Origin of the sequence: Sphingobium yanoikuyae, assembly GCF_034424525.1 — a bacterium.
Lineage (GTDB): Bacteria > Pseudomonadota > Alphaproteobacteria > Sphingomonadales > Sphingomonadaceae > Sphingobium > Sphingobium yanoikuyae.
On sequence record NZ_CP139979.1, the window covers coordinates 400,818 to 414,605 of the forward strand.

The 13,788-nt window shown below is 64.3% G+C and carries 15 protein-coding genes and 1 tRNA gene; 7 read left to right on the forward strand and 9 right to left on the reverse strand.

The genetic code is table 11. From position 1 onward, the window contains the following. Positions 1-147 precede the first annotated feature (147 nt). Entirely contained in the window at positions 148-558 is a 411-nt protein-coding gene (locus U0025_RS01875) for an ArsR/SmtB family transcription factor (protein WP_076605607.1), read from the reverse strand. 31 nt (positions 559-589) lie between these two features. Here U0025_RS01875 and U0025_RS01880 point away from each other — a divergent pair, with 31 nt between their 5' ends. Beyond that, the gene (locus U0025_RS01880; protein ID WP_017503439.1) at positions 590-1,423 is read left to right on the forward strand and encodes a hypothetical protein; all 834 of its coding nucleotides are present in this window, start codon (positions 590-592) and stop codon (positions 1,421-1,423) included. A 15-nt stretch (positions 1,424-1,438) separates the two neighbouring features. Further along, on the forward strand, positions 1,439-1,693 hold the full coding sequence (locus U0025_RS01885; RefSeq protein WP_004210842.1) for a hypothetical protein: 255 nt from the start codon (positions 1,439-1,441) through the stop codon (positions 1,691-1,693). 151 nt (positions 1,694-1,844) lie between these two features. Here U0025_RS01885 and U0025_RS01890 read toward each other — a convergent pair. Beyond that, a tRNA-Arg gene (locus U0025_RS01890) sits at positions 1,845-1,921 on the reverse strand. 87 nt (positions 1,922-2,008) lie between these two features. On the opposite strand from U0025_RS01890, the gene U0025_RS01895 reads away from it, so the two are divergent. Further along, positions 2,009-2,731 (forward strand): queuosine precursor transporter, encoded by a 723-nt coding sequence (locus tag U0025_RS01895; RefSeq protein ID WP_004210843.1) that lies wholly within the window; start codon positions 2,009-2,011, stop codon positions 2,729-2,731. A 93-nt stretch (positions 2,732-2,824) separates the two neighbouring features. Next, positions 2,825-3,817 (forward strand): GGDEF domain-containing protein, encoded by a 993-nt coding sequence (locus U0025_RS01900; RefSeq protein WP_254792305.1) that lies wholly within the window; start codon positions 2,825-2,827, stop codon positions 3,815-3,817. On the opposite strand, the gene truA is transcribed toward U0025_RS01900, so the two are convergent. Then, a complete protein-coding gene (gene truA / locus U0025_RS01905) occupies positions 3,790-4,548 on the reverse strand; it encodes a tRNA pseudouridine(38-40) synthase TruA (RefSeq protein WP_004210847.1) in 759 nt (252 codons plus the stop codon). The two genes, U0025_RS01900 and truA, sit on opposite strands and share 28 nt — an antisense overlap. Positions 4,549-4,552: 4 nt before the next feature. Then, positions 4,553-5,461, reverse strand: a complete 909-nt coding sequence (gene fmt, locus U0025_RS01910) for a methionyl-tRNA formyltransferase (protein ID WP_037491071.1) — start codon at positions 5,459-5,461, stop codon at positions 4,553-4,555. A gap of 179 nt (positions 5,462-5,640) precedes the next feature. On the opposite strand from fmt, the gene recR reads away from it, so the two are divergent. Then, the gene (recR, locus tag U0025_RS01915; RefSeq protein ID WP_017503434.1) at positions 5,641-6,237 is read left to right on the forward strand and encodes a recombination mediator RecR; all 597 of its coding nucleotides are present in this window, start codon (positions 5,641-5,643) and stop codon (positions 6,235-6,237) included. 457 nt (positions 6,238-6,694) lie between these two features. Next, positions 6,695-7,189 carry a hypothetical protein gene (locus U0025_RS01920; protein ID WP_139278789.1) on the forward strand — a complete coding sequence of 165 codons (495 nt, stop codon included), beginning with the start codon at positions 6,695-6,697 and terminating at the stop codon, positions 7,187-7,189. 180 nt (positions 7,190-7,369) lie between these two features. On the opposite strand, the gene U0025_RS01925 is transcribed toward U0025_RS01920, so the two are convergent. The 3 genes from U0025_RS01925 to U0025_RS01935 form a co-directional block, all read right to left on the reverse strand. After that, the gene (locus U0025_RS01925) at positions 7,370-7,708 is read right to left on the reverse strand and encodes a hypothetical protein (protein ID WP_004210852.1); all 339 of its coding nucleotides are present in this window, start codon (positions 7,706-7,708) and stop codon (positions 7,370-7,372) included. Beyond that, complete coding sequence (locus U0025_RS01930; RefSeq protein WP_254792304.1) at positions 7,705-8,898, reverse strand: aromatic ring-hydroxylating oxygenase subunit alpha; 1,194 nt, start codon at positions 8,896-8,898, stop codon at positions 7,705-7,707. Before U0025_RS01930 ends, U0025_RS01925 begins: the two co-directional genes overlap by 4 nt. 108 nt (positions 8,899-9,006) lie before the next feature. Continuing rightward, positions 9,007-9,597, reverse strand: a complete 591-nt coding sequence (locus tag U0025_RS01935) for a TetR/AcrR family transcriptional regulator (protein WP_004210854.1) — start codon at positions 9,595-9,597, stop codon at positions 9,007-9,009. Positions 9,598-9,696: 99 nt separating this feature from the next. Between U0025_RS01935 and def the strand changes: the two genes are divergently transcribed. After that, entirely contained in the window at positions 9,697-10,227 is a 531-nt protein-coding gene (gene def, locus U0025_RS01940) for a peptide deformylase (protein WP_004210855.1), read from the forward strand. 81 nt (positions 10,228-10,308) lie between these two features. Here def and U0025_RS01945 read toward each other — a convergent pair whose 3' ends face one another. Further along, the gene (locus U0025_RS01945; RefSeq protein ID WP_004210856.1) at positions 10,309-12,069 is read right to left on the reverse strand and encodes a hypothetical protein; all 1,761 of its coding nucleotides are present in this window, start codon (positions 12,067-12,069) and stop codon (positions 10,309-10,311) included. Continuing rightward, positions 12,066-13,772, reverse strand: coding sequence for an Hsp70 family protein (locus tag U0025_RS01950; RefSeq protein WP_004210858.1), 1,707 nt, complete (start codon positions 13,770-13,772; stop codon positions 12,066-12,068). The genes U0025_RS01945 and U0025_RS01950 overlap by 4 nt, the downstream gene beginning before the upstream one ends. Between the last annotated feature and the right edge of the window lie 16 nt (positions 13,773-13,788).

A 13,788-nucleotide genomic window follows, 5' to 3' on the forward strand; every position in this document is an offset into this window, starting at 1 on the left:
CCTTGGGAGCTCTTCGACTTCCAGAGCGCGCCGGTAAGCTTCCGGCCACTGCTGAGGCGTGAAGGTCACCATGTAGTGGGCAATGCGATCTTCCATTTTTCTTCACTCCTGAGTTTCGAGGAGCGAAGCTGAGCGTATTCAGAAAATTCAGGGCGTCACTGAGGCCAGACCATTGAGGTATGTGCTGATGGACGACGCTGCGGCTGTATCAGCCCGATAGATCACCTGTTTTCCCGCACGGCGCGAAGAGACCAGGTGGGCACGCGATAGAATTCCCAGGTGGGAAGATAGCGTGTTTGCAGCGACATTGAGGTGGCGCGCGATTTCTCCCGCCGGCAGGCCTTCAGGCGCCCGGGCGAGGAGGCGGTAGATATCATGCCGAGTCGGTTGCCCCAGCGCAGCCAGGGCCTCGACCATTGCTGATGAGTCCATGGGCCAGACTATCAGCGATCCATCCCAACCGGTCAAACGGTTAGTGACGGACAGATCCGTCAGCCAAACCAACAATGTACCGGCCAATGTCCGTTTCGACGTCCGTTGAAACAGCAAATCGGACATCGTTCAATTCTATGATTCCAGAATCATTGAAATGAATGTACAAGTCTGCAAGTGGAGCAAGCGACTCGCGCAGGCTTCTTTTGAAAAGGATGGTGACAGAAAGGGTTTCGCAATGCTGACGCATGAGATGTACGAACAGAGAATAGCTGCCCGGACCCAGCGCTCAGCGCTGGATTACTTTACCACTTCAGCTCTGTTGGGACGCCCTGATCCGCTAGCCAGCGATAGCCCCGACGATGTGTCATTCGATTTGACCTACAAGATGGTCGATCGCCTCGTGATAGCGGCCGTTGAAACCGGCGCTCGGTTTGAGCGTGACAGCTTGCCGTCCGATCCATTGGCCTGGCTGTATAGCCCGCAGCCTCCGTTTGACGGAGCGCGACCGCTGGAAGCGTGTTTGACCGCGCCGGGGTTGATGAGGTGTATCATGTTCCACTCACTCGATCTGGAACTGGGCATGCCAAGTGATCTGGTCGATCAAATCCTCCGTCGTGACGCGGGCATGACCGGAGAGACGGTGGCCGGAGGGCTCTGGAATACCGGCAGGGACCGGGACAGTGTCGAACATGGTCGGACGCTTTACACCGCGACGATCGTCGATGTGCGGGTGGATCAGATCCACCATGTCTACCATGCGATGATGGCCTGCGATCTCGCCGAGGCGAGAGGATTGCTCAGACTTCGTTATGGAAGACAGTTGGCGGACCAGGCTGAGGTCCGCAGAGGGTACGACGCGAGCAACCCGCTGGCGGTCTCTATGGTGTCGGACGCGATGGGGGCGATCTTGGCGATGGTGGCCAGCAACCCCCAAAGTGCGTTGGCCGAGGGACTGGACCTGCAACTCGAATCCAGGTTCGCGCCGTAGAGAGGCGCGCAGGTCATGATGATCGTCACGATCACAATCTGGCCAGGTGGCGACGAAACAACGGCCTTCGATATCGCTCAGATGAAGATCGAGAACGAGAGTAGGCTGGCGGACGTCAGCGATTACACCGCCCGGATCGTCCAGTGCGAGAACCGCCGGCTAGGGGTGCAGGGGATGGATACCCGGGTGGGAATATCATCGCATCCGCGCCGGGATGGACCTTGGGCATTGCTCAAACGGATACTCGATCGCCTCGATTTGCCGTCCTGAATGGGACGTTCCTAACTCTTCGCTGACGGCGGAAACCGCATACTTCACTACACCCTCTAAAACCGAATTGGCCGAAATCGGCCAATTCTGCCTCTCAGAGGATCACGAAAATGAAGCAAAGGAGCAGTCTTACTGACAACCGATATTTCGTTGGCGACCCCGGCAGGATTCGAACCTGCGACCATCCGCTTAGAAGGCGGATGCTCTATCCAACTGAGCTACGGGGCCGTGCGCGGGAGCGATAGCGGGGCTTGGGCCGCGGCGCAATCTTTCGCAGCCGTTGCAATCGTGTGTCGGCGGGATATGCACTGAAGGATGAGCGACGCGGGCATCCGGAAAATCGACGCGACCGTGCTGGGCGCACGGCCGCTGCGTTATTATGATTTCTTCATGGCGGCCTTCGTCGCCATATTGCTGCTGTCCAACCTGATCGGTGCGGCCAAGCTGTCGTCGCTGGGTGGCGTGACCTTTGGCGCGGGCATCCTCTTCTTTCCGCTCGGCTATGTGATCGGCGACGTACTGACAGAGGTCTATGGCTATGCACGGGCGCGGCGCTGCGTCTGGGCGGGCTTTGCCGCGATGCTGTTCATGGCGCTGATGAGCTGGGTGGTGGTGGCCTTGCCGCCGGCCGAGGGCTGGCCCGACCAGAAAGCCTATGAGGCGGTGTTCGGCAGCACCTGGCGGATCGTCTTTGCCTCGCTTTGCGCCTTCTGGGCGGGGGAACTGGCCAACAGCTTCGTGCTGGCCAAGATGAAGATCATCACCCAGGGACGGCATCTGTGGATGCGCACCATCGGCTCGACCGTGGTGGGGCAGGGGGTCGACAGCCTGCTCTTCTATCCGCTCGCTTTCTATGGCGACTGGACCACGGCGCAGGTGCTGACCGTGATGGTCACCAACTGGGCGATGAAGGTCGGCTGGGAAGCGGTGCTGACGCCCGTCACCTATGTGGTGGTCAATGGTCTCAAGCGGCGCGAGGGGCTCGACGTCTATGACGCGGGCACCGACTTCACCCCGTTCCGCACCCGGCTCCAATAGGCTGTGGTCAGCAAATTATGTAATCTAAAGAGAGTCTTTACCTGGTTGGGCGCAGGAGGAAGCGACAAAGTCAGGAAAGAATAGTCGCCCATCGTGCCCATCGCCTCCGCCCAGTCCATTGTTCCTGATCGCGATCCCGTGATGACCCCGGATGCGATCTGCCGGATCGACCGCCTGACCCATGTCGCGCGGGCGCTGAGCCAGGAGGCGCAGACGATCCAGGCCAATCTGGCCAATGCGGAGCGCCGGTTTCAGGCGACCTTCCAGCACGCGCCGGTCGGCATTGCCCATGTCGCGCTCGACGGCACCTTCCTGACCGTCAATCCCCGCTTCGAGGAGATTACCGGCTATTCGGCCGCGATGCTGATGCGGCTGGGTTTCCAGCAGATCACCCATCCCGATGATCTGGATGCCGATGTCGCGCTGCTTGGCCGGCTGCACCGAGGCGAGTTGCAGCGCTATACGCTGGAGAAGCGCTATATCCGCGCCGACGCATCGCTGATCTGGATCAACCTCACCGTGGCGCTGGTTCGCGACGAGCGGGACGCGCCCGAATTCTATGTCGCCGTGGTCGAGGATCTGTCGGAGATGCGGCAGGCCCATTTCGATGCGATCCATGATCCGCTGACCGGCCTGCTCAACCGCCGTGGCTTCGTGGTGCGGGCGCGGGCCTTGTTGCGGCAGGCAGCCGAGGTGCATCGCGCCGTCAGCCTGATCTATCTCGATCTCGACGGGTTCAAGCAATTGAACGACAGTCGCGGGCATAGCGCCGGGGATCGCTGCCTGGTCGATGTGGCGCGGCTGATCGAGGATATGGTCGCCACTCGCCATGTCGTGGCGCGGATGGGCGGCGACGAGTTCGTGCTGCTGGTCGACGAGGAAGGCACGGACCTGGGCGAGGCGCTGCGCGTCGGATTGATGAAACTGGGCGGCGCACATGGCGGTGTCAGCGGCAGTTTTGGGCTGGTCACGCTGATCCCCGACGATGACACCGAACTGGACAGCATCGTGGCGCGCGCGGACGAGGCGATGCTGGCGGCCAAGCGCGCCGGCAAGAATCAGCTGGTGACCACCGCGCTGCTATAATCGGCACGCACGAAATAGAGGCCGTCGGGCGGCGCGTTGAGCGCCAGCCGGGCGCGGTCGCGTGCCTCCAGCGCATCGCGCAGGTCCTCCGCACTCCAGCGGCCCATGCCGACCATGGCGAGGCAGCCGACCATCGAGCGAACCTGATGATGGAGGAAGGATCGCGCCTCCGCCCGGATGGCGATGCGATCGCCTTCACGCGAGACATTCAGCATCGCCAGCGACTTCAGCGGACTGGCCGCCTGGCAATGGACAGAGCGGAAGGTGGTGAAATCATGATGCCCCACCAGTATCTGCGCGGCGTCATGCATGGCGTCGGCGTCGAGCGGCTGGATCACCCGCCAGGCAAGCCCCGATTCCAGCGTCAGCGGCGCGCGGCGATTGGCGATGCGGTAGATATAGGCGCGGCCGGTGCAGCTGAAACGGGCATGCCAGTCGGGCGCGACTTCCTCACAGGCGAGGATCGCGACCGGATGGGGCCGCAGCTTCGCATTGATCGCCTCCATCAGGCGGAAGGGCGTCAGCGGCTTTTCGACATCGGCATGGGCCCGCATGGCCAGGCCATGGACGCCGGCATCGGTGCGGCCGGCGGCGTGCAGGATGGCGCGCTCGCCGGTGACGGCATGGATCGCATCCTCGATCGCCTGCTGGACGCTGGGGCCATGGGCCTGACGCTGCCAGCCCATGAACGGACGGCCGTCAAATTCGACGGTGAAGGCGAAACGAGTCATCGGATCAGGCGTCGACCCGGCTGCCGGTGGGCATGTCGAAGCCGCGCAGCAATTCGCCCGCCGACATCGCCGCCTTGCCCGCGCGCTGGATCAGCGTCGGACGGATCGCGCCATGGCCGCAGCCGATCAGCAGGCTGTGATCGAGCAGTTCGCCCGCCGGCCCGGCATGATCCTCGACCGTGGCGGCGAGGATGCGGAAGCGTTCGCCGCCATATTTGAAGAAGGCGCCGGGAAAGGGGTTGAAGGCGCGGACCTGACGTTCGACCTGATGCGCGTCGCGGCTGAAATCGATCCGTGCCTCCGCCTTGTCGATCTTGGCGGCATAGGTGACGCCCTCTTCGGGCTGCGCCACTGGCGGATGGCCGGCAAGATCGTCGAGCACATCGACCATCAGCTCGGCACCGGCCTGCGCCAGTTCCTGCGTCAATTCGCCGGCCGTCTTGTCCGCGACCGGGGTGACATGCTTGGCGCGCATCGGCCCGGTGTCGAGCCCGGCCTCCATATCCATGATGGTGACGCCGGTGACATTGTCGCCGGACAGGATGGCGCGCTGCACCGGCGCGGCGCCGCGCCAGCGCGGCAGTAGCGAGCCATGGATATTGAGGCAGCCATGGCGCGGCATCGCCAGGATCGCGCGCGGCAGGATCAGGCCATAGGCGGCGACGACCGCAACATCGGCGTCGAGCGCGGCAAAGGCGGCCTGCACTGCCTCATCCTTGAGCGAAACCGGCGTGCGCACTTCGATCCCCAGTTGCTCGGCGCGGGCCTGGACCGGGGAGGGGCGCAGCGCCTTGCCACGGCCGGCCGGGCGGGGCGGCTGGCTATAGACGGCGACGATGTCATGCCCGGCCTTCACCAGTGCATCGAGCGCTGGAACGGCGAAATCGGGGGTGCCCATATAGATGATACGCATAGTTTTTTCCGCTTCCCGCACCAGCCCGCTCCCCCACCCGGCCACCCTTCAAGATACTGCCGTTAGGTGGCCGGGTGGGGGAGCGGGCTGGCACCGCATTTGAAATGCGCCATCGGCGTATTTCCAAGTCCGTCCTCAAAGCTCTTGTCGGAAAGACATGCAACCCCTTATCTCACGATATGGCTTCACCTGAAATCGAGACGCTGACCCAGGCGCTGTCGCGACTGCCCGGCCTTGGCCCCCGTTCGGCGCGCCGCGCGGTGCTGCATCTGCTCAAGAAGCGCGAGGGCGCGCTGGAGCCGCTGCTGCGCGCGCTGGCGGCGGTCAACGAACGGCTGGTCACCTGCCAGACCTGCGGCAATGTCGACACGGTCGATCCCTGCGGCATCTGCGCCGATCCGCGCCGCGATGCGCGGGCGCTGTGCGTGGTGGAGGATGTCGCGGACCTGTGGGCGCTGGACAAGTCGCGCCTCTTCCCCGGCCGCTTCCATGTGCTGGGCGGCCGCCTCTCTGCACTGGAGGGGGTGCGGCCCGAGGATTTGAGCATCGATGCGCTGGTCGCGCGGGTCGAGGCCGGCGGCATAGATGAGGTGGTGCTGGCGATGAACGCCACGCTGGAGGGGCAGACCACCGCCCATTATCTGGCCGAGCGGCTGGAGCGCTTCCCGATCCGCCTGACCCAGCTGGCCCATGGCGTGCCGGTGGGCGGCGAACTCGACTATCTGGACGAGGGCACGCTGGCCCAGGCGCTGCGCGCGCGGCGACCGCTGGGCTGAGGGACGGCCCAAAGGCGGGGGCACGCGTCTCCCGAAGTTCACACCGTTATCGGGCTTTTTGGGCGAAATGCGCCGGGAACGCGCCTGCGACGCGCCGGCTTTGCGCCGGTGGCGCGTCACCACCCATGGGGTGTCGGTGTCGAATCTGCGCCCGCATCGCCCCTGCGACGCGACAATCGCGCTTCTGCCGCGCACCAGGAACGCCTCTATGGCGCGATCACCACGCGTCGATGGCTCGTGCGCAGCGGGCCATGACAGGGGTAAAAGGGCAGGAGGATGATGATCCATCCGGGCAGTAGATCAGACAAGCGGCGTGTAGGACAGGCCGGATGATGGACGGGAAGGGCGGCGGATTTGGGTGGGAAGCGGACTGGCGGCTTGTAAAGCAAAATTGTGCAATAGCGGACACGCCTTGACGCTTAGGCCAAAATTAACTTGCGGTTGCTCATATGCACATATGAACGAAACAAATGAAAAGCGCCACCGCAAAGTTGCTAGCTTAGTGGCTCCTATCGTTGCAGGCCCCGCTTTTTGTTTTTCGATTGTGGTTTTCCTTCTGCTCCTTATGGTTCTGGCCGGGAAAGGAGGAGCTACTGGAGAGGCTGGCGCATTTGTATTTTCAGCCGGTCTGTTCATGGGGCTGACGTTATCGGTGCCTGTCGGTTATGTCATTAGCGTGGCATTTACATTCCCTTGCGCTGCATTTTTGGACGAACGAGCGAGCGTTGATGCCAGATGGGCAAGACTTGGCAGATGGATCGCTGTGGGCAGCATCGGCGGTGCGTTGTTCGGCATCTTTCTGATCTTACTGATCCGTCCCGGCAACAGTGCGAAAGAGGCATTCCTACTGGTGCCAGTGATCATCATCGGCAATATAGCAGCAGGTGCAGCCACCGCTTGGCTTCGCCATGCGATTATTCATCACGGCTCGGGACGCAAAAGGATCATATAGCCCATCGCTTGCATCGCATTCGGCGGTCTAATTTCTCAGGCGTCGTAGCTTGATCTCCAGCGTCAGCTTTGGCGCGTTCAGCATCGCAAAAACAATGACCAAAAATGGTCGGCAGCGGTCAAAGCCCGATCCTCGTCATTGCTTTGCTGCGCTTGGAATGACGGGGCGGGCCTGCGTCTCTCAGGCGCCCGCCGGGGTCCGGGTAATGCGCATATGCTGGCGCTGGCGGGCGTGGGCGGGTTCCTGGTCGCCCAATATCTCTTCGGTCAGCGAGACATGGGCGAGGGTCAGCATCATGTCCATCAGCCCTTGCTCGGCCGGCGGCAGGGCGTCGAGCGGGTAGCGGTCGAGATGGGCGAGGGCGGCGTCGAGCAAAGGCGCGGCCGCCGCGAAGAAGGCGGTGCGGTCGGCGGGGGCGGCATCGCCGCGCCGGGCGGCGCGGGCGATCGATCCGTCGATCGCCCAGCGATCGGCAAAGGGGGCGAGCGCATCGAAACCAGCGGGGAGGAGCGTGGTCATGCCATTGCCTCCGCCCGCGAGACGGGCCGGGGCGCAGTGCCGGCCAGGTCGGCACGATAGGCCTGCACCCTTTCGTCGACGGCGGTGAAGAGGTGGCGGCACAGCGCCTCCTGCGCCTGGAAATGGATATGTTTGAGCGCGCCGCTGTTGAGGCCGCGCTGCCCCGCCTCGATCACGTCGCGATCCTCGGCATGGATGTCGCGGGCGCTGGCCATGGCATATTCGCGGGCATAGCGGCGGCTGGCGCAGTCATCCTCGCCCTTCCAGTAGAGGCGGATCACGCCGCGCGAGCGGCGCGCGTCGATCGGCCAGACGGTGTGGGAGAAGGGCTGGGCCGGCGATCCGAGGATGAAGAAATTGGGAAAGAGCGCGAGATAGTCGCGGCTGTGCGGGCCGGCGGTGCCGTCGGTCATGGCGAAGCGGGCGGCGCGGCCGAAGGATTGCGCCTGCACGGGCTTGGGTGCGGGATCGGGATTGGTCCAGATCGTCTGGGTGCGATGGGGGCCGTGAAAGCCCATCTTCACCGGATAGCCGAACGGATTATCCTCGCCCACCGCCGGTGCGCCGGAGCGGGGATGGATGAAGCGGAGATGGTAATTTTCCTGGAAATTGTCGTAGGTCAGCTTCCAGTTGGCGTCGATCTCATAGACATATTCGGAGAAGGTGGTGGCCTGCGCTGCGGGGAAGCCGTCGAGCATAGTCGCATAGGGGCCAAGATCGTCGCGCAGGCCTTTGTCCGGCGTGCCGAGATGGACGAAGATCAGCCCGCCGCAGATGTCGAGCGCGACGCGGGGCAGGGCGCAGTCGGCCTTGTCGATGAAGAAGCGATCGAAATCGGGGGCGGCGAGCAGCGCGCCATCGGTGCCGAAGGACCAGCGATGATAGGGGCAGGAGAAGGTGCTTCGCCTGCCGCTTTCCTCCTCGACCAGCTGGGTGCCGCGATGGGTGCAGACATTGTGGAAGGCGCGAATCTCGCCATCGCGGCCGCGCACGATCAGCAGCGACACATTGAATGCCTCGATCTCGCGGCGGATGAAGCTGCCGCTGTCGGGCAGTTCGCAGACATGGCCGAGCTGCAACCAGGCGCGGCGGAACACCGCTTCCCGTTCCAGCTCGAACCAGGCCGGATCATGATAGGGGGCGGCCGGGATCGGCGCGGTGCCGAGCCAGGCCAGACTGTCGTCGCTCATGCCCTGAAAGCCGGGCCGTTCGCCGTGCATCATCGCTCTCCGCTGTCTATCTTTTCGACAGCATGAGCGGGCCAGTCTGAATTTGCAACACTATTGTTGTAAATTTTGTCAGTCGTCTGCGATGCCATCCCGGCGCAACACCCGCTGCTGTTCCTGGCGGAAGCGGGCGATGGTGGCTTCGGTGTCGAGATCGGGGGCGACGCGATGGCGAAAGACCCGCGGGCCGATCAGCGCGCTGGTGAGCAGCATCACGCAATAGACTTCGGCGTCGACCGGCTCGTCGGGGAAGGCGGCGGCAAGGCTGGTGCCGATGCCCGATACCAGGGCGTCCCAATGCGGATAGCTGGCGCGGATGTCACCGGGTGCGATGAAATCCTCGATCCACAGCGACATGATAGCGGGATTGTCGAGCACGAAGCGGGTGACATAGTCGATCCGCGCCTGGCGCGGCAGTTCCGGGCGGAAGGCGGCAACGATCTGCTGCGAGGACCAGAGTTTCACCGCCGCGACCAAGGCGTCACGATCGGTGAAATGATAATAGATGGTGGTGCGGTTGACCCCGGCGGCGCGGGCGAGGGCGGACAGCGACAGCGCATCGATGCCGCGATCGGCGATCAGCCCGACCGCCAGCTCGATCAGCATCTGGTGGGTATCCTCGAAGGATTTGTAGCGGCGCTGCTGTGCGGTTTCGTCGGTCACGCTCCTTCGCCTAGACCCCGCCGAGCGGGGCGGCAAGCGGTGCGTGGGCCAGCGCCCGTCTCGCTTGAAATTTTCCTCCGTTCCGCTTATGTTTTGGCCATGGCCATTCTTCCAATCCTTGAGGCGCCCGATCCGCGCCTGCGTACCATCTCGACCCCTGTAGAGGCGATCGACGACGATCTGCAGCGTCTGATCGACGACATGTTCGAAACCATGTATGACGCGCCGGGCATCGGCCTGGCCGCGATCCAGGTGGGGGTGCCCAAGCGCATCCTGGTGATGGATCTGCAGGAACCGGAATCGGATGAGGAAGGCGCGCCGCCGGTCAAGAAGCCGATGGTGTTCATCAATCCGGAAATCCTGAAGGAATCGGACGAGCAGTCGGTCTATAATGAAGGCTGCCTGTCGGTGCCCGACCAGTTTGCCGAGGTGGAGCGCCCGGCGGTGATCCGCGCCAGCTGGATGGACCGCGACGGCCGCATCCACGAGGAACAGCTGGAAGGGCTGCTCGCCACCTGTCTGCAGCATGAGATGGACCATCTCGAAGGCGTGCTGTTCATCGACCATCTGTCGCGCCTGAAGCGCGACATGCTGCTCAAGAAGCTGAACAAGGCCCGCCGCGCGGCCTGATCGCGGCTTGGCCGCTGGCTGATGGACAAGAAGCGTCCTGCCGCAAGGCAGGGCGCTTCTTTCCTATGCGCGATCGCCGGTTCAGATGTGCGGCAACAGGGCGGCGCGGGTGGCCTTGTTTGCATCCAGCGCGGCATCCAGCAGGGCGATATGGGTCAGGCATTGTTCCCGATCCTTGCCCTTGTTCTGGAAGGCGGCGCTGACCTGATCGAGCGACAGGCCGGACTGGTCGATCACGCGCTGCACGATCTGGCCGGGGATGGAGAAGCTGCCGCCCGTCGGCGGAAGCACCGGATTGTCGGGCATGGCGATGACCAGGTCGGCGACCTGCGCCCGCGCCGGATCCCGCAGATCGGCCGGGATCAGCTCGGGATCGGCAAAGGCGCCATGCTTGGCCGCCTCGGCGCAGGCGTGCCAATGATCGCCCTTGAGTGCGCGTTCTTCCTTCAGCCGCTGGCGCTGCATCGCGATCAGGCTGTCGCCGCCCTTCTGCCGCGCGAGCAGGGCATAGCGATTGCGGATGATGCCGGTCATCGCCTCGACATAGCGGGCGCGGGTCCACCCCATGCCCATGCCGGCGCGCCAGTTGCTGGCGAAGAGCGCATGGACGAGCGGCGCCTGGGCATTGAGTAGGTCGAGCGGGATATCCTTGCCGAAGGCAGCGCGTACCGCCGCCTGCATGTCGGCCGCGACATCGCCCAGGCCGCCGGGTACGCGTGGGGCGGTGGCGACGGGGATGTCGCTGGCGCTCGGCAGACTGGGCATGGGCGATCCATTGTCCTGACAGCGCGCCATGGCACCGAGTAACTGCAGCAGGACGACGCCGAACAGGATGCGACCGCCGAAGGATGCGATCGCTAGGCCCGTGCGTTCCTCGCGCAGGGCAATGCGATGCCAGTCCAGCCGTTGCTCCAGTTCGGGATAGTCACGGCGGATCGTCGTTATCAGTTCGTCAACCTTGGCGCCCTGCCACCATAGCGCCCAGCTCTGCCCCGGCCGGGTCGGCTTGGCCAATTGCTGCCAGGCGCGATGGAGCGGGTGGCCTTTCTGTTGCACCTGCTGGGCGAAGCGGTCGGAGGCGAGGCGCCGGTTGATGAAGTCGACTGCCGGTGGCGCGTCGATCTGGCCGTCCAGCGCCTCCCAGCCGAACAGGCGGGCGGCCGGAGCGAGCAGCGGCTGGGCGCGGGGCCAGGAGCCGGCTAGGATGTTGGCGAGCCAGTCGTCGATGCGGGCATGCAGGTCGATCGCGCCATCCTGCGCTTCGGCATGGATGCGGCTGATCAGGGTAGTGCCGTTGACGATGTCCGTCGGATGCATCGGACGATCCTGCGACTCCGCGTCCGGATCGGGATAGAGCAGGGCATGGAGCGCATGGTCGGCGCGGCTGAGATCCTGCACCTCCGCGCGCGTCACCGTCGGCACGATCAGCGCGTCGGCCCCGTCGGGCAGGGGCAGGGCGATCGCATCGCCCCCATCCGTCGCGATCCGGCAATCCGGCGCGATGGGCGGCATGCGCCAATCCGGGGGCGGCGTTGCGGGCGCGATCGACAAGGGGGCGAATGCGATATCGCATGTGGCCGGAAGGGAGCCACTGAAAGCCACGTTCGGCGACGGGACGATGACTTCTATCCCGTCAATCATGATGCCGGTGGACGGCGCATCCGCCACCTCGCCCGATGCCAGCATCAGGGCCTGGTCGCGAGCGTCGCGCAGCGCGGCAAAGCCATCCCGATCCTGGTCCGGATCGATGGCGCGCAGCCGGGCGGCATAGGCACGGCGGATCGCCTTACTGTCCGCCGTCGCCTCTATCCCCAGCAATTGCCAGGCGTTCGAAGGGCTCACAGCCCATAATCCTTTTCGACCAGGTCCAGATTCTGGAGCAGGAGCCTGCGCTCCTCGGTTATCAGCCGGCTGTCCTGGGTTTCCAGCACCGACTGGAACTGGGTGATCCAGCGACCAATGGCTTCGCGCCGCTCGCCGATGAAGGATTCGTATCCTTTGCGCGCGCGGGCGAGCGCCGCGACATTTTCCATCGCCTCGCGCGGGTGGAATTTGAGTGCGGCGAGGCGCGCCCGGCTTTCGGCCAGGTCGCGTTCGGCGCGCTGCTCGCTTTCGTCGACGATCACCAGATTGCGGCTCTGGCCCGTTTCCGGCACCACGACGTCGACCTCCAGCAGGCCGCTGCTGTCATAGCTGAATCGGCAATCGACCAGTATCTCGCCGGCCGGGCGTGGCGGCACCGGGATGCTGATCGACCCCAGCAGCACGTTGGAGGAGACTTCGCGCGCCTCACCCTGATAGATGCCGAATTCGATGTAGCGCTGATTGTCGGACACGGTGCGATAGGTTTCGACGCGGCTGACCGGGATGGCGGTGTTGCGTTCGATGATCGGCGAGAAGAGGCCATGATGGAAATGGCCGCGCGCGTCGCGCTCCGAATGGTTGACGCCCAGGGTGAAGGGACAGACGTCGGTCAGCCGGATCTCGTCGAGAGCGGCGTCCCTGGCCAGCAACCCCGCCTGCACCGCCGCGCCGAGCGCCACGGCATGATCGGGATGGACCGTGCTGTTGGGGAAGCGGCCGAACATGCGGGTGATGGCGCGGCGGACGATGGGCATGCGCGTCGCCCCGCCGACCAGCACGACTTCACTGAGGGCGCGGACGTCGATGTTGGAATCCCGCAGGGATCGCAGCACAGGGTCGCGTAGCCGGGTGAGCAGCCCCTGGGCCTGTTCCTCCAGCGCACGGGTGGTGATGCGGGTGCTGCGTTGCTCGTCGCCGATGACCAGCGTGAAGTCAGCTTCGTCGGCGAGGGACAGGGCCTGTTTCGTGGCTTCGGCCGCGACCTGCAGGCGGGCATCCAGGCGCTGCGGATCCTTGTCGTCCAGCGGCGTTTCGGCCTCCAGCGCGGCGCGGGCCAGTGCGATGATCGCGCTGTTGAAATCGTCGCCACCCAGATGATTGTCGCCCGATGAGGCGCGCACTTCGATGATGCCGTCGAACATCTCGACGATCGACACGTCGAAGGTACCGCCGCCCAGATCAAAGACCAGAAAGGGTTCATGCTCGTCGCGATCGTGGACGCCAAAGGCGAGCGCCGCCGCCGTCGGTTCGTTGATCAGGCGCCGCACGGTCAGGCCGGCAAGTTCGCCCGCGCGTCGCGTGGCCTTGCGCTGGCGATCGTTGAAATAGGCGGGCACCGTGATGACAGCTTCGCTGACCGGCTCGCCGCAAAAGGCCTCCGCATCGGCCTTGAGCGAGCGCAGGATGCAGGCGGACAATTCTTCGGGCGAGTAGCTGTGACCACTCATCGAGGCGCGGCGTTCCGTGCCCATATAGCGTTTGAAGCTGGCGACGGTCCCGTCCGGGTCGGTGGTCAGCCGATCGCGTGCGGCGCGGCCGACATGGATCATGCCCATATTGTCCACGCTGACGATCGACGGTGTCAGCAAGTCGCCCAGCGCATTGGGCACTAGCTGTGCTGCGCCGTCCTTCCAGATAGCGGCGGCGCTATTGGTCGTTCCAAGATCGATACCGAGAATCATGATTTCCCCCCGGCCG

Coding starts and splice junctions, on each gene's coding strand:
- U0025_RS01875 (WP_076605607.1), bottom strand. CDS start 558: ATGTCCGATTTGCTGTTTCAACGGACGTCGAAACGGACATTGGCCGGT.
- U0025_RS01880 (WP_017503439.1), top strand. CDS start 590: ATGAATGTACAAGTCTGCAAGTGGAGCAAGCGACTCGCGCAGGCTTCT.
- U0025_RS01885 (WP_004210842.1), top strand. CDS start 1,439: ATGATGATCGTCACGATCACAATCTGGCCAGGTGGCGACGAAACAACG.
- U0025_RS01895 (WP_004210843.1), top strand. CDS start 2,009: ATGAGCGACGCGGGCATCCGGAAAATCGACGCGACCGTGCTGGGCGCA.
- truA (WP_004210847.1), bottom strand. CDS start 4,548: ATGACTCGTTTCGCCTTCACCGTCGAATTTGACGGCCGTCCGTTCATG.
- fmt (WP_037491071.1), bottom strand. CDS start 5,461: ATGCGTATCATCTATATGGGCACCCCCGATTTCGCCGTTCCAGCGCTC.
- recR (WP_017503434.1), top strand. CDS start 5,641: ATGGCTTCACCTGAAATCGAGACGCTGACCCAGGCGCTGTCGCGACTG.
- U0025_RS01920 (WP_139278789.1), top strand. CDS start 6,695: ATGAACGAAACAAATGAAAAGCGCCACCGCAAAGTTGCTAGCTTAGTG.
- U0025_RS01925 (WP_004210852.1), bottom strand. CDS start 7,708: ATGACCACGCTCCTCCCCGCTGGTTTCGATGCGCTCGCCCCCTTTGCC.
- U0025_RS01930 (WP_254792304.1), bottom strand. CDS start 8,898: ATGAGCGACGACAGTCTGGCCTGGCTCGGCACCGCGCCGATCCCGGCC.
- def (WP_004210855.1), top strand. CDS start 9,697: ATGGCCATTCTTCCAATCCTTGAGGCGCCCGATCCGCGCCTGCGTACC.
- U0025_RS01950 (WP_004210858.1), bottom strand. CDS start 13,772: ATGATTCTCGGTATCGATCTTGGAACGACCAATAGCGCCGCCGCTATC.